This window comes from Martinezella multihospitum, assembly GCF_900094585.1.
Lineage (GTDB): Bacteria > Pseudomonadota > Alphaproteobacteria > Rhizobiales > Rhizobiaceae > Rhizobium > Rhizobium multihospitium.
The window spans coordinates 591,076-613,180 of record NZ_FMAG01000003.1; the positions used below are offsets into that span (position 1 = coordinate 591,076).

26 protein-coding genes and 1 tRNA gene are annotated in these 22,105 nt (G+C 59.2%); 12 read left to right on the top strand and 15 right to left on the bottom strand.

Annotated elements, in window-relative coordinates; translation table 11 throughout:
• Positions 1-51 precede the first annotated feature (51 nt).
• Positions 52-441 carry a BRA0787 family protein gene (locus GA0061103_RS14445; protein WP_092712214.1) on the bottom strand — a complete coding sequence of 130 codons (390 nt, stop codon included), beginning with the start codon at positions 439-441 and terminating at the stop codon, positions 52-54.
• 341 nt (positions 442-782) lie between these two features.
• Between GA0061103_RS14445 and GA0061103_RS14450 the strand changes: the two genes are divergently transcribed.
• The 4 genes from GA0061103_RS14450 to GA0061103_RS14465 all read left to right on the top strand — a co-directional run bounded on the left by GA0061103_RS14450 (position 783) and on the right by GA0061103_RS14465 (position 4,438).
• Positions 783-1,286, top strand: coding sequence for a cupin domain-containing protein (locus tag GA0061103_RS14450; protein ID WP_092712216.1), 504 nt, complete (start codon positions 783-785; stop codon positions 1,284-1,286).
• Positions 1,287-1,495: 209 nt separating this feature from the next.
• Entirely contained in the window at positions 1,496-2,344 is an 849-nt protein-coding gene (locus tag GA0061103_RS14455) for a MetQ/NlpA family lipoprotein (protein ID WP_092712218.1), read from the top strand.
• A gap of 362 nt (positions 2,345-2,706) precedes the next feature.
• Positions 2,707-3,792 carry a methionine ABC transporter ATP-binding protein gene (locus GA0061103_RS14460; RefSeq protein ID WP_092712219.1) on the top strand — a complete coding sequence of 362 codons (1,086 nt, stop codon included), beginning with the start codon at positions 2,707-2,709 and terminating at the stop codon, positions 3,790-3,792.
• Complete coding sequence (locus GA0061103_RS14465; protein WP_092712221.1) at positions 3,782-4,438, top strand: methionine ABC transporter permease; 657 nt, start codon at positions 3,782-3,784, stop codon at positions 4,436-4,438. Before GA0061103_RS14460 ends, GA0061103_RS14465 begins: the two co-directional genes overlap by 11 nt.
• Before the next feature lie 63 nt (positions 4,439-4,501).
• On the opposite strand, the gene GA0061103_RS14470 is transcribed toward GA0061103_RS14465, so the two are convergent.
• Complete coding sequence (locus GA0061103_RS14470) at positions 4,502-5,533, bottom strand: hydroxyacid dehydrogenase (RefSeq protein WP_092712223.1); 1,032 nt, start codon at positions 5,531-5,533, stop codon at positions 4,502-4,504.
• A 54-nt stretch (positions 5,534-5,587) separates the two neighbouring features.
• Positions 5,588-6,283 (bottom strand): DNA-3-methyladenine glycosylase I, encoded by a 696-nt coding sequence (locus tag GA0061103_RS14475; RefSeq protein WP_092712225.1) that lies wholly within the window; start codon positions 6,281-6,283, stop codon positions 5,588-5,590.
• Positions 6,284-6,542: 259 nt separating this feature from the next.
• Between GA0061103_RS14475 and GA0061103_RS14480 the strand changes: the two genes are divergently transcribed.
• From GA0061103_RS14480 to GA0061103_RS14495, 4 genes are all read left to right on the top strand, one after another.
• Positions 6,543-6,803 (top strand): DUF982 domain-containing protein, encoded by a 261-nt coding sequence (locus GA0061103_RS14480; protein ID WP_092712227.1) that lies wholly within the window; start codon positions 6,543-6,545, stop codon positions 6,801-6,803.
• 195 nt (positions 6,804-6,998) lie between these two features.
• Positions 6,999-7,250, top strand: coding sequence for a DUF982 domain-containing protein (locus GA0061103_RS35650; RefSeq protein ID WP_425349505.1), 252 nt, complete (start codon positions 6,999-7,001; stop codon positions 7,248-7,250).
• A 428-nt stretch (positions 7,251-7,678) separates the two neighbouring features.
• On the top strand, positions 7,679-7,888 hold the full coding sequence (locus GA0061103_RS14490; RefSeq protein ID WP_174718628.1) for a DUF982 domain-containing protein: 210 nt from the start codon (positions 7,679-7,681) through the stop codon (positions 7,886-7,888).
• Between the two features lie 120 nt (positions 7,889-8,008).
• A complete protein-coding gene (locus GA0061103_RS14495; RefSeq protein WP_092712231.1) occupies positions 8,009-8,260 on the top strand; it encodes a DUF6074 family protein in 252 nt (83 codons plus the stop codon).
• A 106-nt stretch (positions 8,261-8,366) separates the two neighbouring features.
• Here GA0061103_RS14495 and GA0061103_RS14500 read toward each other — a convergent pair whose 3' ends face one another.
• The gene (locus GA0061103_RS14500) at positions 8,367-8,681 is read right to left on the bottom strand and encodes a hypothetical protein (protein WP_245304750.1); all 315 of its coding nucleotides are present in this window, start codon (positions 8,679-8,681) and stop codon (positions 8,367-8,369) included.
• Positions 8,682-9,067: 386 nt separating this feature from the next.
• On the opposite strand from GA0061103_RS14500, the gene GA0061103_RS14505 reads away from it, so the two are divergent.
• Together GA0061103_RS14505 and GA0061103_RS14510 are read left to right on the top strand one after the other, a co-directional pair.
• Entirely contained in the window at positions 9,068-9,322 is a 255-nt protein-coding gene (locus GA0061103_RS14505) for a PilZ domain-containing protein (RefSeq protein ID WP_092712235.1), read from the top strand.
• Between the two features lie 226 nt (positions 9,323-9,548).
• Positions 9,549-9,758 carry a hypothetical protein gene (locus tag GA0061103_RS14510; protein ID WP_069611809.1) on the top strand — a complete coding sequence of 70 codons (210 nt, stop codon included), beginning with the start codon at positions 9,549-9,551 and terminating at the stop codon, positions 9,756-9,758.
• Between the two features lie 35 nt (positions 9,759-9,793).
• On the opposite strand, the gene GA0061103_RS14515 is transcribed toward GA0061103_RS14510, so the two are convergent.
• From GA0061103_RS14515 to GA0061103_RS14555, 9 genes are all read right to left on the bottom strand, one after another.
• Positions 9,794-10,390, bottom strand: a complete 597-nt coding sequence (locus GA0061103_RS14515; protein ID WP_092712237.1) for a hypothetical protein — start codon at positions 10,388-10,390, stop codon at positions 9,794-9,796.
• Between the two features lie 325 nt (positions 10,391-10,715).
• Positions 10,716-10,792: transfer RNA gene (locus GA0061103_RS14520), tRNA-Met, on the bottom strand.
• A 163-nt stretch (positions 10,793-10,955) separates the two neighbouring features.
• Positions 10,956-12,155, bottom strand: a complete 1,200-nt coding sequence (mnmA, locus tag GA0061103_RS14525) for a tRNA 2-thiouridine(34) synthase MnmA (RefSeq protein WP_092712239.1) — start codon at positions 12,153-12,155, stop codon at positions 10,956-10,958.
• Between the two features lie 276 nt (positions 12,156-12,431).
• Positions 12,432-13,100, bottom strand: coding sequence for a CDP-alcohol phosphatidyltransferase family protein (locus GA0061103_RS14530; protein ID WP_092712241.1), 669 nt, complete (start codon positions 13,098-13,100; stop codon positions 12,432-12,434).
• A gap of 6 nt (positions 13,101-13,106) precedes the next feature.
• Complete coding sequence (locus tag GA0061103_RS14535) at positions 13,107-13,508, bottom strand: hypothetical protein (RefSeq protein WP_092712242.1); 402 nt, start codon at positions 13,506-13,508, stop codon at positions 13,107-13,109.
• Entirely contained in the window at positions 13,505-14,455 is a 951-nt protein-coding gene (locus tag GA0061103_RS14540; RefSeq protein ID WP_092712244.1) for a phosphatidate cytidylyltransferase, read from the bottom strand. The genes GA0061103_RS14535 and GA0061103_RS14540 overlap by 4 nt, the downstream gene beginning before the upstream one ends.
• Positions 14,456-14,457: 2 nt before the next feature.
• Positions 14,458-15,105, bottom strand: coding sequence for a lysophospholipid acyltransferase family protein (locus tag GA0061103_RS14545; RefSeq protein ID WP_092712246.1), 648 nt, complete (start codon positions 15,103-15,105; stop codon positions 14,458-14,460).
• A 206-nt stretch (positions 15,106-15,311) separates the two neighbouring features.
• Positions 15,312-16,907 (bottom strand): phosphoglycerate dehydrogenase, encoded by a 1,596-nt coding sequence (gene serA / locus GA0061103_RS14550; protein ID WP_068400412.1) that lies wholly within the window; start codon positions 16,905-16,907, stop codon positions 15,312-15,314.
• A gap of 86 nt (positions 16,908-16,993) precedes the next feature.
• The gene (locus GA0061103_RS14555) at positions 16,994-18,172 is read right to left on the bottom strand and encodes a phosphoserine transaminase (RefSeq protein ID WP_092712248.1); all 1,179 of its coding nucleotides are present in this window, start codon (positions 18,170-18,172) and stop codon (positions 16,994-16,996) included.
• Positions 18,173-18,472: 300 nt separating this feature from the next.
• Between GA0061103_RS14555 and GA0061103_RS14560 the strand changes: the two genes are divergently transcribed.
• Entirely contained in the window at positions 18,473-19,225 is a 753-nt protein-coding gene (locus GA0061103_RS14560) for a glycosyltransferase family 25 protein (RefSeq protein WP_092712250.1), read from the top strand.
• Between the two features lie 10 nt (positions 19,226-19,235).
• Here GA0061103_RS14560 and GA0061103_RS14565 read toward each other — a convergent pair whose 3' ends face one another.
• Both GA0061103_RS14565 and GA0061103_RS14570 read right to left on the bottom strand, forming a co-directional pair.
• The gene (locus GA0061103_RS14565; protein ID WP_092712252.1) at positions 19,236-20,057 is read right to left on the bottom strand and encodes an outer membrane protein; all 822 of its coding nucleotides are present in this window, start codon (positions 20,055-20,057) and stop codon (positions 19,236-19,238) included.
• Between the two features lie 243 nt (positions 20,058-20,300).
• Positions 20,301-21,152, bottom strand: a complete 852-nt coding sequence (locus tag GA0061103_RS14570; protein WP_092712254.1) for an outer membrane protein — start codon at positions 21,150-21,152, stop codon at positions 20,301-20,303.
• A 398-nt stretch (positions 21,153-21,550) separates the two neighbouring features.
• On the opposite strand from GA0061103_RS14570, the gene GA0061103_RS14575 reads away from it, so the two are divergent.
• Positions 21,551-22,033 carry an SH3 domain-containing protein gene (locus tag GA0061103_RS14575; RefSeq protein ID WP_245304751.1) on the top strand — a complete coding sequence of 161 codons (483 nt, stop codon included), beginning with the start codon at positions 21,551-21,553 and terminating at the stop codon, positions 22,031-22,033.
• The last annotated feature ends 72 nt before the right edge of the window (positions 22,034-22,105 follow it).

Consider the following 22,105-nt stretch of genomic DNA (forward strand, 5'->3'; position numbering starts at 1 on the left):
CAAAAGGCCCGCAGGCGAACCAGCGGGCCTTCCGTCAACATTCCAGCGTTTTCAGCGGTCGGATTTTTCCGTCGCCTGCGCATCCGCCGCAAGGGCGGCAACGTTCAGGCCGTTGTTGACGGCCAGCAGCCTTTTGCGGACCAGAACGCCCATCACGCGAGCGGCCGTCGAAAAGGTCATGGTGTCAAGCGGCCCCTCGCCCTCCCAGGGCTTGGTCAGCCGCTCGGTCACAGCCGAGACGATGTTGTTGGGCACGATGTCCGTGCATTCGCGCATGGTTTCGAACACGACGCTGATGGGGTGGATACGCCCCTCGAATGTCACGATCGGCTCGGTTACTTCGCTGTCCCATTCCTCAAAGGCGTAGAGCGCCTCACGGAAGAGCTGCTGCAGGGTAATGGGGGCATGACCCTCATGAAGGGGCGGCAAGGCATTCGACATGTCTGTCTCCTTTCAATTGGAAGTCCGGCGCATATATGTAAATGATTGGTCCCGTCCCGAGACCCAAGCGCTGCTTCTTCAGTTTGGCGCGCCCCAAAACGCATTCAATGGGGGCAAGTGGCGCGGCAAACCATCTTGTGACCGGCGCAACGCGGGACGCACACGAAATGTTCCCACCGGTCATGTAACTTGATCAAGTCTATAGATTAATCTCGACTTGAAAAGCCTCAATGATAACTTTCTGCAATTCTCTTTATTTTTGAATGACTTCACGTAGAGTGAAATGACAGCGCATCTGTGGAAGGCATGCGAATCTCCTAGCAGAAGCCGAAAGGACGATCATGTGCGGCGATCATGAACATGAGCATCAACACGGGCACGATCACGGCCATCAACCGATCGACTGGCGTGAACATGGGATCAAAATCATCCCCGGCAATGCCCTCGACCCGAATACGGCGCAGACACCGGGCATGAACCGAGCGACCGCAATCAATCATGCCCGCGCCGGCGCTGAAAAGATCTGGGCGGGAACCGTGACCATCCACGCCAATGCCAAGACTGGCGCCCACCATCACGGCGATCTTGAAAGCATCATTTATGTCGTCAAAGGCAGGGCGCGGATGCGCTGGGGCGAAAATCTGGAATTCGTGGCCGAAGCCGGTCCCGGCGATTTCATTTTCGTGCCACCCTATGTGCCGCACCAGGAAATCAATGCCAGCCGCGACGAGACGCTGGAATGCGTGCTTGTCCGCTCCGGCCAGGAGCCGGTCGTCGTCAATCTCGACATCGAACCGGTCGAAAAGCCCGAAGAGGTGCTTTGGAAAGACCCCATTCACCGCTAATTCGCCTAAAATTTGAGCAAATGCCTATTTGCCGCATAAATAATCCACTACATTTATAGAAAATTAGTTGCGCTTTTGCGCTGCACTGAAAAGAGTTTTTCAGAACTGCGGTGCACAACGCATGATCCTGCTTCGCGCATTGAACGCACGTCTGAGATGATCCGATCGTCAAAAGAGAGACGATCTCGATCATCTGAACAGGATTTCCCATGACTGAAAAGCTTTCCAGAGGTTTCGACGCGCTGCGCCTTTCCCGTCGCGCCGGCCTTGCCGCCATGCTTGTGTCCGCTGTCGCCGTTTTCGGCTTGACGGCAACCGCTACGCCGTCTTTCGCCGCAGACAAGACGATCAAGGTCGGCATCATGAGCGGTGAGGATGAGGACGTCTGGCGCGTCGTGGTCGCTGAAGCCGCCAAGAAGGGCCTGACGGTCGAGCCGGTCGTCTTCAACGACTACACCCAGCCGAACGAGGCTCTGGAACGCGGCGAAATCGACGCCAATGCCTTCCAGCACAAGCCTTACCTCGACAATCAGATCAAGCAGCACGGCTATCACATCGTCGTTGCCGGCTATACGGGCATCTGGCCGATCGGTCTCTACACGAAGAAGTACAAGACCGTGGCCGAGCTTCCGAAGGGCGCTGCCATCGGCGTACCGAACGACCCGTCCAACGAGGGCCGCGCGCTTCTCGTGCTGCAGCATGAGGGCATCATCAAGCTCAAGGACGGCACCGGCATCCTCGCTACGGTCGCGGACATTGCCGAAAATCCGAAGAACGTCGACATCAAGGAACTGGATGCCGGTATCGTCGGCCGTTCGATCGATGATCTTGACGCAGCCGTCGTCAACACCGACTGGGCGCTGAAAGCAGGGCTCTCGGCGAAGGATCGCATCGCGCAGGAGCAGACCGAAGGCAACCCATACCGCAACTTCATCGCCGTCAAGCAGGGCAGCGAGAATGAAGCCTGGGTGAAGACGCTGGTCGCCTCCTACCAGAACGACGTCGTCAAGGCCGAGTTCGACAAGGTCTACAAGGGCACGGGCCAGAGCGCCTACTGATATCAGGGCCGCGCGGGGGACAGCGCTGAACGGCAGGCGGCCGGGGCATCTTGCCCGGGCCGCCTTTAGTGTTTTTCCTTCGGGATGCGATGACGTTGGCTGAGAAGTTCGTGGAAAGTGTCACCCCCCCCTCTGTCGCTTTCGCGACATCTCCCCCACAAGGGGGAGATCGTGGGGAATATGCCGCCCGCACCGCAAAACAAATCAGCGAAGCATCCGCGTATGCAATCTGTACTTCCTGGTGATGGCTTGCCAAACATTACCAATCTCCCCCCTTGTGGGGGAGATGTCGCGAAAGCGACAGAGGGGGGTATAATGGCCTCAACGAACTCAAAGGCCGCTTTTACAAAAAGAGACGCATTATGAATTCTTTCACCCCCGCCACTGCCATAGACGGACAGGCACCGCCTGAACGTTCGACGGGCGACGAGATCGTTCGCTTGGTCGATGTCCGCCGCCGGTTCGGCACCACGCCGGCGCTGGACGGCATTTCGCTCAGCGCGCGCCGCGGCGAAATCGTCGGCATCATCGGCCGCAGCGGCGCTGGCAAATCGACGCTGATCCGTTGCCTGAACGGGTTGGAGCGTGCCGATAGCGGCGAAATCCATATCGAAGGTCGGGACATCGCGCGTCTGTCGGAAAAGGAACTGCAGCCTCTGCGCCGCCGCATCGGCATGGTCTTCCAGCATTTCAACCTGCTATCCTCCAGAACCGTTGAGGAAAATATCGCCCTGCCGCTGAAGATCGAAGGCGTTGGCAAGACGGAACGATTGCAGCGCGCCCGTGAGCTCCTCGAACTCGTCGGCCTCGCCGACAAGGCCAGGGCCTATCCTTCCGCCCTGTCCGGCGGCCAGAAGCAGCGCGTCGGCATTGCCCGCGCTCTTGCCGCTCGGCCAGCCATTCTCCTGTCGGACGAAGCGACCTCGGCACTCGACCCGGAAACCACCCGCTCCATCCTGGCATTGTTGAAGGACATCAACCGCAAGCTCGGCCTGACGATCCTGCTCATCACCCATGAGATGGAAGTGATCCGCTCGATCGCCGATCGCGTCGCGGTCATCGACGCCGGTCGCATCGTCGAAGAAGGTTCGGTGTGGACGGTCTTCGCCAATCCCCAGCAGGACATCACCGCCAGCCTGCTCAGCGGCGCGCGTCCGCAACTCCCAGACCATATTGCCGCCCGCCTTTCCCCGACATCGGGTGCCGAAGCCGTCCTCAGCGTCGATCTCGCCGGCCCTGCCGCACAAGGCGCGCTCTTTGCCGAACTTTCAGCCGCTCTTCCCCGCTCCTTCCGACTGGTCCATGGCGGCATCGACCATATCCAGAACCAGCCCGTCGCCCGCTTCTTCGTCGCGGTGCCGACGCGCGACGCGAGTTTGCCGACCCAGGTCAGTGATTTCTTGAAAGCCCGCTCCGCCCGGGTGGAGGTTCTAGGCTATGACAACTGATGTAATCCTCGGTCTGCTTTGGCGCTCCTTCTGGCAAACCATCTGGATGACGGGCGCATCCGGCTTTCTTTCCCTCATCATCGGCCTGCCGCTCGGCCTCGCCCTCGTCGTTACCAGCCGCGGAGGCATCGCCGAACAGGGTGCGATCAACCGCGTCCTCGGCATCCTGGTCGACGGCTTCCGCGCCGTGCCTTTCATCATCCTGCTGATCGCCTTGATTCCGCTGACGCGCCTGATCGTCGGCACGGCGCTCGGCACGACGGCCGCGATCGTGCCGCTGACAATCGCCGCAATCCCCTATTACGCCCGTGTCGCAGAAGTCTCGCTACGTGATGTCGATCGCGGCCTGATCGATGCGGTGCGCGCCATGGGCGGCAATCGCTGGACCATCATTCGCGAGGTGCTGATACCGGAAGCGATGCCGGGCATCGTCGCCGGCTTCACCGTAACCATGGTAACGCTGATCGGTGCTTCGGCCATGGCCGGCACGATCGGCGGCGGCGGCCTCGGCGACCTTGCCATCCGCTACGGATATCAACGCTATGAGACGAGCGTCATGATTGCCGTCGTCATCATCCTGATCATTCTGGTCTGGGGTATGCAATGGCTGGGCGATCGCCTCGCCAATCGGCTCGATCGCCGCTAGCTCCGTCGATACAAATCCACTCCCGGTGCAGAGAGACATTGCGCCGGGTGTGAAGACTGAAGATCAGTTGCGCGTCACCGGCTTCGAGCGCATGCGCGATACCGTCTCCCGCTCGGCGCGCTTGCAGCGCATCGGCGGCAGGCCGCGATCCATCAGATCCATATCCTCCAGCACCATGTCGCCCATCTTCTTGAAGGCGCTGTCGAGCGCGCCGGCACGATGGGCCGAGCGGAGGAAGCCCTTGAGCTTGCGCACGGGATGATCAAGGCCGAGCGGCTCCTCGGGGTAGACATCGCTTGCCGCCACGATGTGGCCTGAAGCCACCGCCGCCATCAGCGCATCGAAATCGACGACATCGGCCCGGCTGAGCAGGATGAAGGCGGCCCCTTCGCGCATTTTCGCGAAGGCGTCGGCACCGAGAAAGCCCCTGTTCTCGCTGGTGACCGAAGCGACCACGAAGACGAAATCGCTGTTGGACAGGACTTCGTCCAATCCGGCCGGCTGAACGCCATGCTCCCTGAGGATCGAAGGCGGCATCCAGGGATCGAAGACCCTGATATTGGCGCGGAAGCTGGAAAGCACGCGGTTCAGCGCCTTGCCGAGATCGCCGAAGCCAACGATGCCTATATCGCTGCCGGCAACGAGGCGCGCCTTCGCATTGCCATCACCGCCCCAAAGCTCCCTGCCCTCACGGAAATCAAGGTCGGCATCGACGATGCCGCGGGCCAGGCTCAGCGCAAATCCCAAGCCGATTTCAGCGACCGGCTCGGCAAAGACGAGGCCTGTGGTAACGACGTGGATGCCGCGCTCGAAAAGCACTTCATAGGGCATGTTGTTGATGAGGTTGCTCTCGACGTTCAGGATGCAGCGCAGTTGCGGCATGCGGTCGAGCGTTTCCTTGGACAGGGGCGGCTGGCCGATGATGTAGCGCGCTTCGCCAAGCATCTCGTCGCCCAGTCCGGCGATATTGTCCGGATCCGCCTCGACGATGCGATATTTCGAATGAAGGAGCGACAGTGCATCCTTGGTGAAGATAAGCTCGAGCGAGCGCGGCTCCGGTGCGCTGATGGCCAAGGGTCTGCTATCGTTCGTCATTCTGCTCCTCCAGTCTCGCGACGCGATCCAACATCATTCGATGCATGAGATCAATCAGGCTTCGTCCTGTTCTCCCGGCATTCCGACGGAGAAGGCGCAGATGCGTGAGAGATAGGTGAGCGGCAGGCCCGTCTCTGCGTGCCAGGCGTTGAACTGATCCTGTATCAGCCGCAGGTCCTTCTTGGTGGGCTTATTTTCAGAGATAGGGAGGCCGACAAGCCGCAGACAGACGAGAACGTCATGGCTCATGACGAAGCTATCGCGGCCGATCGCCCGAAGGAGATATTGCCCGGTCATGCCGCCGAGCCGGTTCGCCTGCTTATCCAGCAGAGCAAGCAGGCCGATCTGATCCTCCAGCGGCCAATCGGCGAAGAAACGGCCGGCGCTGCCATGCTCATCCGCAATCGCGCGTACGAACTGTGCATTGGCCCGTACGGACATGATCTTGGCCCCGTTGCGGATGACCCGTGCATCCAAGGTCAGATCATGCCAGTAATCATCCGGCGCCAGGTTGAGAAAGGCAGGGTCGAAACCGGAGAATGCCGCTTCGAAACCAGCCCATTTCGAATCGATGACGTTGCGCACGAAACCCGCATAGAAGATGTAGCGCGTCATCTCCGACAAGATCCGATCATCGGGCAGAGCACGCAGTACCTCATGGTTCGGCGCCTTGGGCATCAGCGCCTTTAACCCGTCGGCGCCGCCCTTGCGCTTCTCGGCCCGCTCCTTGATCTCGGCAAAGCTTCCCATCACCCTCTCCCGTCAGCCACGCTGTGCGACAAGTCTTTTATGATCTCATCGCCCTGCGCAAGTAATCTCCACGCAATGATTTCCTGTGAAAAACACGCTGCCGAAAGTCATGACGCGAAAGTTGATCACACTGGCATTCGATTTGATTTGCCGACGATTGAAACAGTTCCGAACTGCTCCAGATATCGTCTTGAAATTAACTTGAGATTTCGCACACCGTAGCGTTAATTTCGGCGGCGTCGGATCGGAGCCTTCTGCCATGAATAATAAAGACTGGAATTATCCCATCATGGTCATCTGCAAGCGCACCGGAAAAGTCTATACGGTCGCGAACACGAAAGAAGCGCTGGACATGCTGCTGAACGCATGGCCTGTCGCGGAGGGCAAGGCGTTCATGATGGCCCTGCAGGTCTGTGCCGACGTGGAAAGAGGTCAGGGACAACCGCTGGAGGCCCGCAATAGCTTTGTCGCTGCGGCATCGGAGGCTGGCGTCCCCCTCGAGATGCCGGTGATTCAGTAGGACTGCTGTCCTGTTTTGCGGCGTGCTGCGCACCGTTTTCGCAGGCTAGATTGCCGTATAGTCTGGCAGGCTGCCCATACTGATTAGCGCCGCACCGCTCTCACGGAATGGTGCGGGCCGATTTTCCGGAAATTGCGAAACTTTTTGCCGTGGCAGGAGTTTCAGTCGCAATGTCGGAGCATCATCGAAATGAAAATGATCTTTAGTGCCGGCGCAAGCCGCTGGCCTGAGCCCGTATATCTGCGCATCGGCCATGGCATGCCGGAAGCAATCAGAAGCCCGAAAGAAGCCCACAATCACCTCCTTTTCCGCTGGCCGGCCGTCAGAGGCGAAAAATACGATTCGGCCCGAAGTCTCTGCCTCGAAGCCGAGACTGACCCCTTTCTTTGCGAGTACGCCAGGAAGGTATTCATCGAGGCCTGCATCGAAGCCAGTGTACTCTGCTAGATAGCCCTCGCGATATGGGAGCTGTTGTCGATCCTTGTTGAAGTACGCAAAGCCTCCGTGCTCCTACACGCGCTTCATTGTGGGCGTCCACTCCGAGCGTTGGGGGCGGCGTCTTTGTCATGAGGTTCGGTCGGCATAGGGCCTGCCGAAGCCGTAGCACGTAGCACTTGCGTGTCCGCAAGCTCTCCCAAGACACATCCGGTTTTACGGGAAATGTGCATTAACCCGTCGCCTTAACAACCATTACGGGATATTGTGAGCTAAATTTGCTCGCAGAACGGCATGAAACGGAGCCAGCCTCAATGACATCGGCGGGAGAGCGTTCGAACCGGAACGCTTCTTGCTGTGTTACCGAAGCATGAACGTTTCGGAGGTAATGCGTTTTGAAACGAAACACTTTACGACCATTTCCAGCTGTCACCCTTGTCATGGGAGAGAACGGCGGAACCCGCCGTGTCAATTCGGTGCATCAGGTTGCAGAGCTGCTGCTGGAACATTGGCCGGTGGCAAATGGCGAAGACTATGTCGCGGCAGTGCGGATCTGCCTCGAAGCGATGCTTGGCGCCGTCCCTGCTGAAGCCGTAAGAGAAGCCTTGATCAAGGCTGCTCGGGAAGCGGGCATATCCGTAATGCAGTGAAATCATCCATCCTTCCCGCACCACGCGGGATCTCTCTGACATTATTCACTTTTTATGAACGAGTGCCGGCGATCTTGCCAACAGAGGCAGGCGATTCGCCCTGCCGATGACGGAGAGAATATGTCGCTTCTACCATTCCCGGCCGACAGGCGTACCAGTGATGTCAGGCGGTGTGCCACAGCCCTTCAGCAGCTAAATGGCGAGGCGGCAAACCGCTTCTGGCGTTCGGAAATGGCAATCTTTGCCAACGCCTTGCGCGAACAGGGAGTGGAAGACGGCGAAATCTCGCGGCAAGCCGGCCTCTTCATGCATGCGGTCCAGATGGAACTGCAGCTTGCCTATGCCGAAGAGGAACTGAACGCTTCGGCTTGACAGTGTTAGAGTCTTTCCGCTTTCCTCGAATTGCGAAAACGCTCTATCTCTTTGTTTTTTATGCAATGCCGGACGGAAAACCGCTACGCAGTTTCCTGGAATTGCTCTATTTCGGCAATCTGCAAAATGCGATGGACTTGTCGCCGCTGGTCGGTGACTTGATCTGCACGGTCCATTCTCCTCCGGGAAAATGAAGCCCCTTTGACGAAACCACGCCGGTAATCTGCGCGCAGGCCTTTCTGGCATCGGCGCTCGGCAGATCTATGGTCGCCATGACGGCGTACCTCCGGCTGGAAACCTGGCACGGCGCGGTAAACAAGCCGGTATTGTCGATCATCTTGCAGACCCGGAACGCGTTGCTCACGGCGTCGTCTGCAGCCATCGCGGAATTGGCGATCACCAGCATGGTGGCCGCTGCCAAAAACAATCTCATTGAAAATCCCGATCCCCTATGGCGGCACGGTGCCAGAGCGTGTTTCGTCTTGCAAGACATGTTGCGTGGATTTCCATTGGCTGTTTGAAAATACAACGCAATTGACGGCGACTTGTTCGCCGGTTCCCCACCTTCATCCGACTCTGCCGAGATATTCCGCTTGCGATCACGCCGGAGGCCAGCCTCCCGAAGACATGGCGGTACCGATGCACCGGGCTGCGCCCGCCTCCGTCCAGCCGGCATCTTGCCGATAGCAGCCACTCCCCTTCGCTGTCTATGACAGGTGGAAAGCGCTCAATTCGCTACGTCCCGTTAATATCTTCGATATTAGAACATGCCATATTAGTGAAAATATAAATCAAGGAGCCAGCGCGATGACGGCATTCTCACCCGAAGGCCGGGTAGCCACCCGAAAGCGAACGCTTCTCGGCGCGAAAATCATATTTAACGACGGCCACTCGGTCTTCGATTGCCTCGTCCGAAACCTGTCCGATACCGGCGCCATGATCCAAATCGAAAACCCACTCGCCGCACCCAACGCCTTCAATCTGCAACTTTCGGACGAGAGGTTGTTGGCCTGCGCAGTGCGCTGGCGAAAAATCAACAGCATGGGTGTCGAGTTTGTATGAGGGCCGTCCCTCGCCGACCAATACCTATGGCCGCCTTGCAAAATATAGGTACCGGAAGAGCTCCCAGCCAAACCTGATCGATATGGAATTGTCGGAGATATCCCGGATCGTAGTTGCCGCACCATCGATCAGGTTTGCCTGGAACAAATAAGCCGCACCGTGCATTCCCAACCAGATAGCCCAAGCATATGGCGCTCTGTCGAAATGGTTTGTGAAGGAGACGGCTATGAACCAAGACACTATCGATCGGCTCGATACAATCAGCCAGCAGCTTCATGATCGAGCTCTTGCTCTCGCCCAGTCGCAATCCCAGGAAGGCCAGGACCATGCCCTCATGATGTCGGCACTAGCAACCTTGGCAGCGGCAGTACGGACCTTGGATGACGACGTCGCTCGTCTCGATGGCCCCAAAGGGATCGGCGCAGCCGGTTCCTGAATTCAGCCTTTGTCTGAAGTGACCTATGCGGATCGTTAAGAGCTTCTGATACGCAGCATCTTTCGGGAGATGAAGACGAAAAGCATGAAAAGCGATGCGACCAACTTGAACAAGGCCATTCCCAGGAATGTACCGACGGCCATTAACAGAACCAGGCCGCCGGCAACGTAAGCGACCGCAAGTGGAAGATTATTGTGGATCAGGTCGAGCAAGCGTTTCCACAAGCTGTCTGCTTCCTGCTTTGCCTTGTCGGCAATCTTTTGAAACCCCGACCTTGCAACGTCTATAGGCCAGGTTACGGCCTTCACGGGAAGGTCGAAAGCCTTCTTGTTGATCTCGTGCACGACACCTGGTGCAAGCGCGTTAGCGAGCGAACCGGGGTCGAGGGGCACATCAGAAATGCTTGAGTGAACCGGCGTAATAACGTCTTTCGGATGCACGACCACATTCGGATGCGGCAATGGTCCGGGCGGCGGTGGCACATTTCCGTTCTTAACGCTGTCTATCGCTTTTTTCGTTTGCGTCACAGGATTCAAATCATCAAGCGAGCTGCATGACCCCGCACCGTGGGCCGCGAGCGAAAACACCATTGCGATGAAGATCAGATATACGCTGCGGACCGGCTTCCCCATGACGCCTCCTTCACGTGCTCAGGAAGCATTTCACAAGCTCGATTGGTGGTCAAAGGTTTGCAGGATAAGCAAATATGCTTACTCCGTATGGATTAGCGCATTGACTGCCGATAACGGCAGGTGCTGCCGTTAGGCCGCTTGGGGGCACACGCGACACCGTTTTCGACGGACAGTTCTGCAGGGCGAGCAGAATCCCGCATCCGTCGATAAATTGGCGGAGCGCCTGGAAAGTCTTGACGATCGGGCAGACGGAGGCGTTGAAGCCGAGGTTATCGGCCACCTAGGCGCTCTCTTGGGCAATCACGCAAAACTGTTGGGGGAAGCATGGTAGCGGAGGAGGGATTTGAACCCCCGACACAAGGATTATGATTCCTCTGCTCTGACCTACTGAGCTACTCCGCCACGCCGCGCTCGGTGTCAAACACCAAACACGAAGGTCAAACGAACCGTCACTCGAAAAGCGCTGGCCCGTCGGTTGAGCGGCTTATAAGGTGCGGCTCGGCTTGGTGTCAAGCGGATGATTTGGAAAAATCAGTGGTTTCTCCAAACCGAGCTTATCTCTCTTTCAAGCCGCGACCGGGCTTGCCAGCAGCGCCTTCAAGGAAGCTTCCGCCATCGGCTCGCGCTCCGAGCGCTCGATGAAGCCGCCGCCATAGACGCGGGCGTCGTCGCCGGGTGCCGAATAGAGCGCGCAGGCCTGGCCGGGGGCCACGCCGGCCTCGCCAACGGTGAGGTCGACATAGATGCCGCTGGCATCGGCATGCAGCACGGCCGGGGACGGCGCGCGGGTGGAGCGGACCTTGGCGAAACAGGCAAAGCCCTCGCCGGAAGCCGCCTGCAGCAACGGCTCATCGCCCAGCCAGTTGACATCTCGCAGATAGACGCGATGCGTTTCCAGCGCCTCCTTCGGGCCGACGATGACGCGGCGCGAGCGGGCATCGAGATAGACGACATAGAGCGGCTCGCCGGTGGCAACACCGATGCCGCGACGCTGGCCGATCGTGTAATGCAGGATGCCTTCGTGCTGCCCGAGCACGCGGCCATCGAGATGGACGATCTCGCCGGCAAGCGCCGCATTCGGCTTCAACTTGGCGATGACGTCGGAATATTTGCCCTGCGGCACAAAACAGATGTCCTGGCTATCGGCCTTCTTGGCGACGACGAGGCCCATTTCCTCGGCAAGCGCGCGCGTCTCGGCCTTCGGCATGCCGCCAAGCGGAAAGCGCAGATAGTCGATCTGCTCCTGCGTGGTTGCGAAGAGAAAATAGCTCTGGTCGCGATCGGCATCGGCCGGGCGATAAAGCGCACGGCGGCCGGGATTGTCGGCGGATGGGTTCGGGCGCGAGCGAATGTAGTGGCCGGTCGCCAGTGCATCGGCGCCGAGCTCCTTGGCGGTCAACAGAAGGTCGGCGAACTTGACGGTCTGATTGCAGGCGACGCAGGGAATCGGCGTTTCGCCGGCGACATAGCTTTCGGCGAAAGGATTGATCACGGTCTCGCGGAAACGCTTTTCATAGTCGAGCACATAATGCGGGATGCCGAGCGTCTCGCAGACGCGGCGCGCATCGTCGATGTCCTGGCCGGCGCAACAGGAGCCGGCGCGATGCACGGCAGCGCCATGGTCATAGAGCTGCAGCGTGATGCCGAGTACATCATAGCCCTGCCGCTTCAAAATGCCGGCGACGACGGAGCTGTCGACACCGCCCGACATGGCGACGACGACGCGGGTATCTTCCGGCCTCTTGTCAAAATCCAGTGTATTCACGGTCGTTGCCGCCAGTCTTGAACGATCTTCGATGCTGTCTTGAGCGGGATGACCTTTCGTCGAAACGTCGTCACGCTCTCACGATTTGATTTCGCATGATCTGATCCAAAAACCGCTGCACACTTTTCGGGATCATGCATCTTGCCGCCAGATGCCATGCAAAAGCGGCGAATTTTCATCATGTGGGGCTATTGGCCAATCTCTGCGGCCAGCCTCAATTGTGGACGGATATAGAAAGGATTGCCAAGCCATGCAAGGGGTGGGCGAAATCGCGAATCAACCCTTTGCCTTCAAATGACCGATCAGATTGCGGCTGCGCCGCAATACGGTGACTGCCGATCCGACAGCGACGATCCAGAGCGCGATCGTCAAAACCCAGCTGCCGCCGCTCCACAGTGCCTCGACGATCGAGAGCAAAGCGGCGGCCGTGGTCACCGCCATGCGATGCTGCTTGGCCATCGGCCCGCCGAAATCGCTGGGATTGCCGGTGGCGCGGCCAAGCTCGCGGACATAGGCTGTCAACACCGCAAGCGCGGCGGCTGCCCAGCCGAGACCCGGCATTGCGATGCCATAGCCGATCCCTGCGAAGATCAGGATATCGGCGACGCGGTCTGGGAACTCATTCCAGAACGGCCCGTCGGCCTCGCCCTTCCCGCCTTCGACCGCCACCATGCCATCAAGCAGGTTGCAGAGCAGGCGCAGCTGGCAGAACAGCGCGGCGAGGATCAGCAGGATTACCCGCATCCCGACACCATCAACGAGGCCGGAAAGCCAGAATGAAGCCCCCGCCAGCGCCGCCATGGCCATGCTCGCCTGCGAGATCTGGTTCGGCGTTACCGAAAGCACCGTCATGCGCCGCGCCAGCGTCTGTGCCCAGCGCGTGTTGCGGCTTGCCAATGGCCGCCTGTCGCCGGTTCCCTTGCCTGCCTGGCCCTCGCCTGTCATGGCCCCTCACCTCTCATGGTTTCGCAACGTCCCGCCCGATATCGAATAATTGTAGATCGCCGCATAGCTGGAGGAGACCAGCAGCGGCACGGCGATGGTCTTCAGGATCTCCGGCGTGCCGCTCAGCGCGTGGATGACGATCAGGATGGTTGCCGAGCCCAGGCAGGCGATCAGCGGCGGCGCCCAAAGGCGTGTGAAGCCGCTGAACCGTCGCGACAAAGCTTCGACCACCGACTTCAGAAACAGCGTCAGGCAGGCAGAAATCACACCTTGCACGACGCCAGCAATCAAAAGCCGCGGCATAGGATGCGCACGATTGGCGAAGACGGCCCAGCCGCCCATGGCAAGGAAGGCGAAAAGCACATGCACGATGCTGCTGCCGGCAAGTGCTTTCAACCTTCCGCTCATGACACAGACCACCAGAAGCGCACGAGATGGAAGAAAATCGGCGCGGAGAAGACGACCGAGTCCAGCCGGTCAATCAGCCCGCCATGCCCCTCGATGAGATGGCCCCAATCCTTGACGCCGCGATCGCGCTTGATCGCCGACATCACCAGCCCGCCGAAGAAGCCCATGATCGTGATGACGAAGGCGAGAAGCCCAGCCTGCAGCGGCGTAAACGGCGTCACCCACCAGAGCGCCGCGCCGATCAGCGAAGCGCTGATGACGCCACCGACAAAACCCTCCACCGTCTTCGATGGTGACAACCGCGGCGCAATCTTCGTCTTTCCGAAAAGCTTGCCCCAGACATATTGCAGGACGTCGCTGAGCTGAACGACGATCACCAGGAAGGCGATCAGCAGCACGTTGCGGCCTTCATAGCCCGGAATATGCAGCGTCAGCAGCGCCGGCACGTGCGAGGCGCAGAAAACGCAGATCATCAGCGCCCATTGCACCTCGGCGATACGCACGAGAAACCGCTCGGTATCGCCGCGCAGCACCGCGATGATCGGCATGAACAGGAAGGCGTAGACAGGAATGAAGATCGAATAGATGCCGTATTGCTCGGCCCAGAGCAGATAGTATTGCACCGGAACGGCGACGAAGAAGGCGGCGGCCAGCGCCCAATGGTCGGCCCGCTTTGTGTTGATCAACGTCACGAATTCACGCAGCGCCGCAAAGGAGCAGAAGGCGAAAAGCAGGATGACGCCGGCCCGTCCGGCCACGAAGGCGATGCCGATCAGCACCACCATCACCCACCAGGCCTTGATGCGCGCATTCAGGTTTTCGATCGCCGCATTTGATCCATCGGGCGACAGGCGCTGTTCGAGCACATAGCCGACGATGGAGGCGACGATCAGCACGCCGAAAATGCCGAGAACGAGATGGATCAGATCGGCGCTGGCAGCACTCATGCTCAATCCCCCGCCCGCTTCGGCGCAAGCGCCAGCAGGGCCGCTTCGGCCCTCGCCAGGAAATCCGCCTTCTCTTCGGCCTCGCCGATATGCAGGGCCTCGCCGAAGGTAACGGTGCAGATCAGCGGAATGGGCACGAACTCGCCCTTCGGCATGACGCGATTGAGATTGTCAATCCAGACGGGAACGAGATCGATATCCGGGCGAGCCTGGGCGAGATGAAAGAGCCCGCTCTTGAACGGCTGCAGCGGCACCTCGGTCAGATTACGGGTGCCCTCGGGAAACAGGATCAGGGATGAGCCGTCATCCAAGGCCTGCGTCATCTGCGTCACCGGATCTTCCTTGCGCGCCTCGCGGTCCCGCTCGATCAGCACGGCATTGAAGACGTCGCGGCCTATGAAGCTGTTCAAAGAGGATTTGAGCCAATAATCGGCGCCGGCAACAGGCCGGACGCGCCGGCGCAACCTGGGTGGCAATACCGCCCAGATCAGGATGAAATCGCCATGGCTGGAATGATTGGCGAAATAGATGCAGCGGCGGGTATTCATGCCGCTCTCGGGCCAGATTGCCCTCACCGCGGTAATCGCCCGCGCAAAAAGCACGATCGCAATCGAGACGGGCTTTGCCAACCACTCGATCGGCGTGCCCATTCCTTCCCCGAGAATGTTCTTCCGCAAAGCCTCCATGGCAAAGAGATAGGCCCGTTTGGCAAAGCTCGATAGTCCGCCGGAACGACTTATCCACAACCCTTGCAACAATGAAAGAAACCCGGCGCAACTTGCGTCGCACCGGGTTTCGGGATTGGCTCTTGGGAGGAGCAGATGAATGTCTTCGCCCCTGGTAGAGGCGAAGAGGTTTAGTCGACGTTGAATACCAGCGGCTTGGCCTGGCGGATCGCGTGATGCGCCGTCAGCTTGGCAAGCACCTCATCGCTGATCGGACCATCGACATAGAGCAGCGCGATGGCGTCGCCACCCTGCTTGTCGCGGCCGAGCTGGAAGTTGGCGATGTTGACGCCAGCGGAGCCGAGCGTCGTGCCGATGAAGCCGATCATGCCGGGTACGTCGGTATTAGCGAGATAGACCATGTGGTTGCCGACATCGGCATCGAGGTTGATACCCTTGATCTGGATGAAGCGTGGCTTGCCATCCGAGAAGACAGTACCGGCAACGGAACGCGTCATGCTGTCGGTGGTGACCGTCAGCTTGATATAGCCGTCATAGACACCGGTCTTGTCGCGCTTCACTTCGGCAAGGACGACGCCCTTTTCCTTGATCATGATCGGTGCCGAAACCATGTTGACGTCGGCGACCTGATTGCGGATCAGGCCAGCAAGCAGCGCGCTCGTCAGGGCCTTGGTGTTCATGTTCGCGGTGACGCCGTCGTAGAGGATTTCGATTTCCTTGATCGGATCATCCGTGACCTGGCCGACAAAGGCGCCGAGAACATCGGCAAGCCTGATGAACGGCTTCAGGATCGGCGCTTCCTCGGCGGTGATCGAGGGCATGTTGATGGCGTTGGAGACGGCGCCCTTGACGAGGTAATCGGCCATCTGCTCGGCCACCTGCAGCGCGACGTTCTCCTGTGCTTCCGTGGTGGAGGCACCGAGATGCGGCGTGCAGACGACATTCGGCAGGCCGAACAGCGGGCTTTCCTTGGCCGGCTCGACTTCAAAGACGTCGAACGCAGCGCCGGCGACATGGCCAGACTTGATTGCGGCGGCAAGAGCTGCCTCATCGACGAGGCCGCCACGGGCGCAGTTGATGATGCGAACGCCCTGCTTCATCTTGGCGATCGCGCTGGCGTCGATGATGTTGCGGGTCTTGTCGGTCAGCGGCACGTGCAGGGTGATGAAGTCGGCGCCGGCGAAAAGCTCGTCGAGCTCGACCTTGGTCACACCCATTTCCTCGGCGCGCTCCTTCGACAGGAACGGGTCGTAGGCAAGGACGTGCATCTTCAGGCCGAGGGCGCGGGCAATGACGATGGAGCCGATATTGCCGGCACCGATGATGCCGAGCGTCTTGCCGGTGATTTCCACACCCATGAACTTCGACTTTTCCCACTTGCCGGCCTGGGTCGAGGCATCGGCAGCCGGGAGCTGGCGGGCAACGGCGAACATCAGCGCGATGGCATGCTCGGCCGTGGTGATCGAATTGCCGAACGGCGTGTTCATGACGATGATACCGCGGCGCGATGCGGCCGGAATATCGACATTGTCGACGCCGATGCCGGCGCGGCCGACGACCTTGAGGTTCTTCGCCGCCTCGATGATCTTCTCCGTCACCTTGGTGGCGGAACGGATGGCGAGACCATCATAATTGCCGATGATTTCGAACAGCTTGTCCTTGTCCTTGCCAAGCTGCGGCTGGAAATCGACTTCGACGCCGCGATCGCGGAAGATCTGGACGGCGGTTTCCGACAGTTCGTCGGATACGAGAACGCGAGGTGCCATGGTAGGCCTCCTGAAAAAGGTCGGGTAACGATGAATTCGGAATGCTGGGCTCCGCCCTATCGGCGGAGCCGTAAACGCTTCAAACGTCAGGCAGCAGCCTGGGAGAGCGTTGCCTTCTGCGTTTCGAAAGCCCAGGCGAGCCAAGGCATCAGCTTCTGCATGTCGGAAGCCTCGATGGTAGCGCCGGCCCAGATACGCAGGCCAGACGGGGCATCACGATAGTGGCCGACGTCATAGGCGACGCCTTCCTTTTCGAGGAGCGCGACCAGACCCTTGGCGAAATTCGCCTGACCGTCTTCATCGAGAGCAGCAACGTCCTTGTCGACGATCTTCAGGCAGACCGACGTATTGGACTGTGTCTCGACCTTGGCGGCGAGATTGGCAATCCAGCCATTGGCGGCGACGAAGTCGTGAATGACCTTGGCGTTGGCGTCAGCACGGCCGATCAGAGCCTTGAGACCGCCGAGATCCTTGGCCCAGAGCAGAGCATCGATATAATCCTCGACGCAGAGCATCGACGGCGTGTTGATCGTCTCGCCCGTGAAGATGCCTTCGATGAGCTTGCCGCCGCTGGTCATGCGGAAGATCTTCGGCAGCGGCCAGGCGGGCTGATAGGTGGTCAGACGCTCGACGGCGCGCGGCGACAGGATGATGACGCCATGAGCGCCCTCGCCGCCCAGAACCTTCTGCCAGGAGAAGGTGACGACATCGAGCTTGGCGAAATCGAGGTTCTGAGCGAAAGCCGCCGATGTGGCGTCGCAGATCGTCAGCCCCTTGCGGTCGGCCGGAATGAAATCGCCGTTCGGAACACGGACGCCGGAAGTGGTGCCGTTCCAGGTGAAGACCACGTCACGATCGAAATCGATCGTGGAAAGATCAGGCAGCTCGCCGTAACCGGCTTCGAGCTTGCGGACGTCCTTGAGCTTCAGCTGCTTGACGACGTCGGTAACCCAGCCGGCGCCGAAGCTTTCCCAGGCGACCATATCGACGCCACGTTCGCCGAGCAGCGACCAGAGCGCCATTTCGACGGCGCCGGTGTCCGACGCGGGAACGATGCCGATGCGGTAGTCCGCCGGCACTTCAAGAATTTCGCGGGTAAGATCAATGGCCTGCTTCAGCTTGGCTTTGCCGACTTTCGCGCGGTGCGAGCGACCCAGGGCCGCGTCGGAAAGAGCGTTAAGCGTCCAACCGGGACGCTTCGAGCATGGACCAGAAGAGAAATGGGTATTATTCGGACGGATGTCCGGCTTGGCGAGCTTAGTCATAATGCTATCCTCTCAGATAGAAAGCTCCTCGTTGGGGAGGAGTGTCCCGCCGCCGGATATATTGGAAGCCGCCCGCAAGCGCAATAGCAAAAATTACGGATGGCGCTCTCTCACGAAGTCGTGCAGAAAGTGTGATGGCATGCAAGTTACGCGCAATGGAAATAAGCCAAATTTGGCTCCATAAAAACTGGATTCCGTGCAGACGCGCAATCATATAAGACGGTGCGCGCGCCAATTTTGCGCCGACAGAAATAACAAGTGTGCTCGATGTCTCTAACTGCACTCGCCGAAAACCCTCTGATGCCTGTACAGGCTATGCCGGTCTATTTGATCAATATCGATCGCGCGGCAGAGCGACTAGCGGAGATCCAGCGGCAAAGCGATGAATTCGGCTTCCGATTCGAACGCATCGATGGCGTCGACGGCGCTCTCGTCCCGCGCGACCAATGGATCGATGTCGACCATGACCGCTTTCAGCGCCGGCATGGCCGGACCATTCTGCCCGGCGAATACGGCTGCTACCGCAGCCACTTGATGGCGCTTCGCCAGTTTCTGGCAAATGGCGACGAAATGGCCATCATCATCGAAGACGATGTCGCCTTGGATGCCGATTTCCTGGCACGCGCCACCGCAGCCAAGGAGGCCGCGCCAGCCGCGGATCTCATCAAGCTTGTCAATCACCGTTGGAACGGCTTTCGGGCCATGGCGCGCAGCCTCAAGGGAGATATCGTCGGACGTTGCCTGTTCGGCCCACAGGGTTCCACAGCCTGCTATCTCGTCACGCGCCGTGGCGCCGAGAAGATCGTGAAATCGCTCTCGGTGATGTCCTTGCCTTGGGATGTGGCTGTCGAGCGCGGCTGGGACATGCATATATCCATCGTCAGCACGCGCGCCAATATTGCCGGTTTCAGCCGGCTGCAGAGAACGACCATGATCGGTTGGCGCCGCGATTATCGAGCGGCCAAATCTTCTGCCCTGCGGCGTTTTCCAGCGCACATTTTTCGAACCTTGGATTTCTTTCGGCGCATCGCCTATGTGCTGACGACGCCATAGGCGATAAGCCTTACCAGGTGGTAATCCGCAGGCCGACACGAATTTCGTGACGCGACAATGCCCCGTCGCGACCTGTGGTAGCGCCGGCGCTGGCCGCAGAACCGCCAAACATGTCGCCGCCGGCGATATGGGAGAAGCGATAGCCGAGATCGACCTTGACGTTCGGCGCGACCTCATAGGCGACACCCGCCATCAAGGCATAGGTCATGCGCCAGTCGCTGTCGCCGGGATATCGAGCACTGACCGATGCGGCGCCACCGCAACCCGATGCGCCGTCGAGACAGGAGCCGGTGGCATTGACGCTGCTCCAGGACACTCGCGTGGCACCAAGACCGGCGCCGACATAGGGCGTGAAACCCGCAAGCGTCCCGAGATCGACATAGCCGTTGACCATTAGGCTGCCGGCCCTGAAGGAGGAACGGGCCTTCGTGGAGCATCCCGTGCCGCCGGCCCCGCCGGAACAGGGTGAATCGCTCGAAATGCGGCCATTGAAATCACCGCTGAAGAAATCACCGGTGACGTCGGCGCGAAACAGATCGTTGAATTGATAGCCGATACCGAGGCCGCCTGAAAAATCCCCGCCGAACCGGGTCGAATCAAAGCTGCTCGAACTGTAATCGCTGCTAGCCGGATCATAGGCACGAAATCTCGTATCCGTGCGGCTGGCGTTGACCGCATAGCCGACATCGCCGCGTACATACCATCCCCTGGCATCCTTGACGCTGACCTCCGGCATCTTGATTTCCGGCGGTGCTGCATCGGCCGCAAAGGCAATACCCGCCGATGCGCCTGCCATCGCTGCGGCCAGCGCCAAAGCATCAAAACGGATCATTACCCCTCGCCTTCCATCCTCGGGCCGACGCCCGCGCATCGAATCGGCTGGCTTGCGCTTCCTTGCGACATCCTCGAAAGAGGGTCCGATGCGGGAAAGCCGCCATTTTCATTTCATTAACCATAGGGAATTCATGGTTAATGAAGCTTTAAAGCAGCAGGGAATTACTTAACGGAAAGGGAAAAAGAAAAAGCCGCCCGGAAGAAACCGGGCGGCTTTTCAATAAGGTGGAATGGATATTGCTTACTTGTAGACCGACGGCTGGACCGGGATATCGGCCGGCGGCATGTAACTTGCGGTCTGGCAGCCGCCGAAGGTGTAGCGGGCACCGATGCGGGCTTCGTGCAGGTTCAGACCCTTGTCGTAGCCAGGACCGCCATTCTCGTTGTAACCGAACATGTCGCCGCCCTGGACGTGGCGATAGCGGTAGCCAACATCGGCCTTGAGATTGCAGCTCAGGTCGATGGACGTACCGGCCATCAGCGCATAGGTGAAGCGCCAGCTGCCGCGGCCGTTATGCGTGACCGACCCGTCGCAGGAATCCGGATTGGCGTCCGAGCAGGACGTGTTCTTCAGATTGCTCCACTTGACATAGGTGCCACCGAGACCGCCACCGACATAGGGGGTGAAGATGCCGTAGGTGCCGAGATCGACATAAGCGTTGGCAAGCAAGCTATAGGCCGTCAGAGAGGCTAGATCGCGAGAGGTTGCCGCAGTCGGAGTAAAGCCCGGGCCGCAGGCGCCGCAATCGCCCTTCGTGGAGCCCTTGAAGTCCGACTTGAAGAGATAGTCGAGCGTCAAGTCCGTGCGCAGGTAATTGTTGATCTGGTAACCGACACCGCCGCCAAGCGTCACATTGCCATCGAGCTTGGCACTGTTGAAATCGACCAGGCTGGAATTGGAACCCTGGAAGTAGTTGGCACCGCGCAGGTTCGTGAAGGCATAACCGACATCGCCACGCAGATACCAGCCGCTGGATTGAGCGACGGTCACTTCCGGCGCGGGCTGAACCGGTTCCGGTGTATAGAGATCAGCAGAAAAGGCCGACGTGCCGACAAGCAAAGTGGCAAGTGCCCCCATCAGGGTTTTCATCATGGCTTTGGCTCCAAATTTCTTGCCCTTGGCACAGCAAATGCTTGCCAATTGAAAAGACATGACAGGGATAATGATGAAAAGGAGTTAAAACCTGATTAACTACGAATATTTACCCTGTTTATTCAGGAATTATACTTTATTTTATATATTAGAGAATATTGATTTTTAAATAAAGAGAATAGGATACGACTACCCACTTCCTTTATTTCCTCACAGGAGCGCCGTGTCTGGGCACAAACCGAAGCCCGGCCCTCTAAACCAATTGGCAAGAATCGAACCATTACAGTGCTTCGGCCGGGAGATAACTCAGGAGGAAGTCGCTGACTTACCGTCGAACAATATGGGCCAGCCTGGGCCTTGCTCTCATCTTCCTGAGCCCCGCCACTCTGGCAGGAGCGATGCCGGTCAAGCCGGCAGCGGCCACGGCCATTGCTTGGAACAAGGGGCGCGAGACGGGCTTGCCGATCCCGCGCTACGTTTCGCTCCGAGCCCATAAAGCACGCATGCGCGTCGGGCCGTCGACGATCTATGCCACGAAGTGGATCTATATGAAGCCGGGTCTTCCCTTGGAAATCATCGACGAATACGGCCATTGGCGACAGGTCCGCGATGATACCGGAGTGACCGGCTGGATGCACAGCGCCCTGCTCTCCGGAACACGTACGGCCGTAATCGCCCCATGGCTGACGAAGAATGCCATGCTGCGCACCGATCCGAATCCCGCCGCCAGCGCAATCGCAGAGCTGCAGCCGCACGTGCTGGTCTCGCTGCAATCCTGCACCGGAACGTGGTGCCGTGTTTCGGTCCGGGAGCACTCTGCCAGAGGCTATGTGAGGCAGGACAAGCTTTGGGGCGCCTATCCCGGAGAAATGTTCCAGTAGCTGACTGTCATTCCCAAGTTGAAAATACTATGGCCGCCTCGATGAGGCGGCCATAGTATTATTCCGGAATTA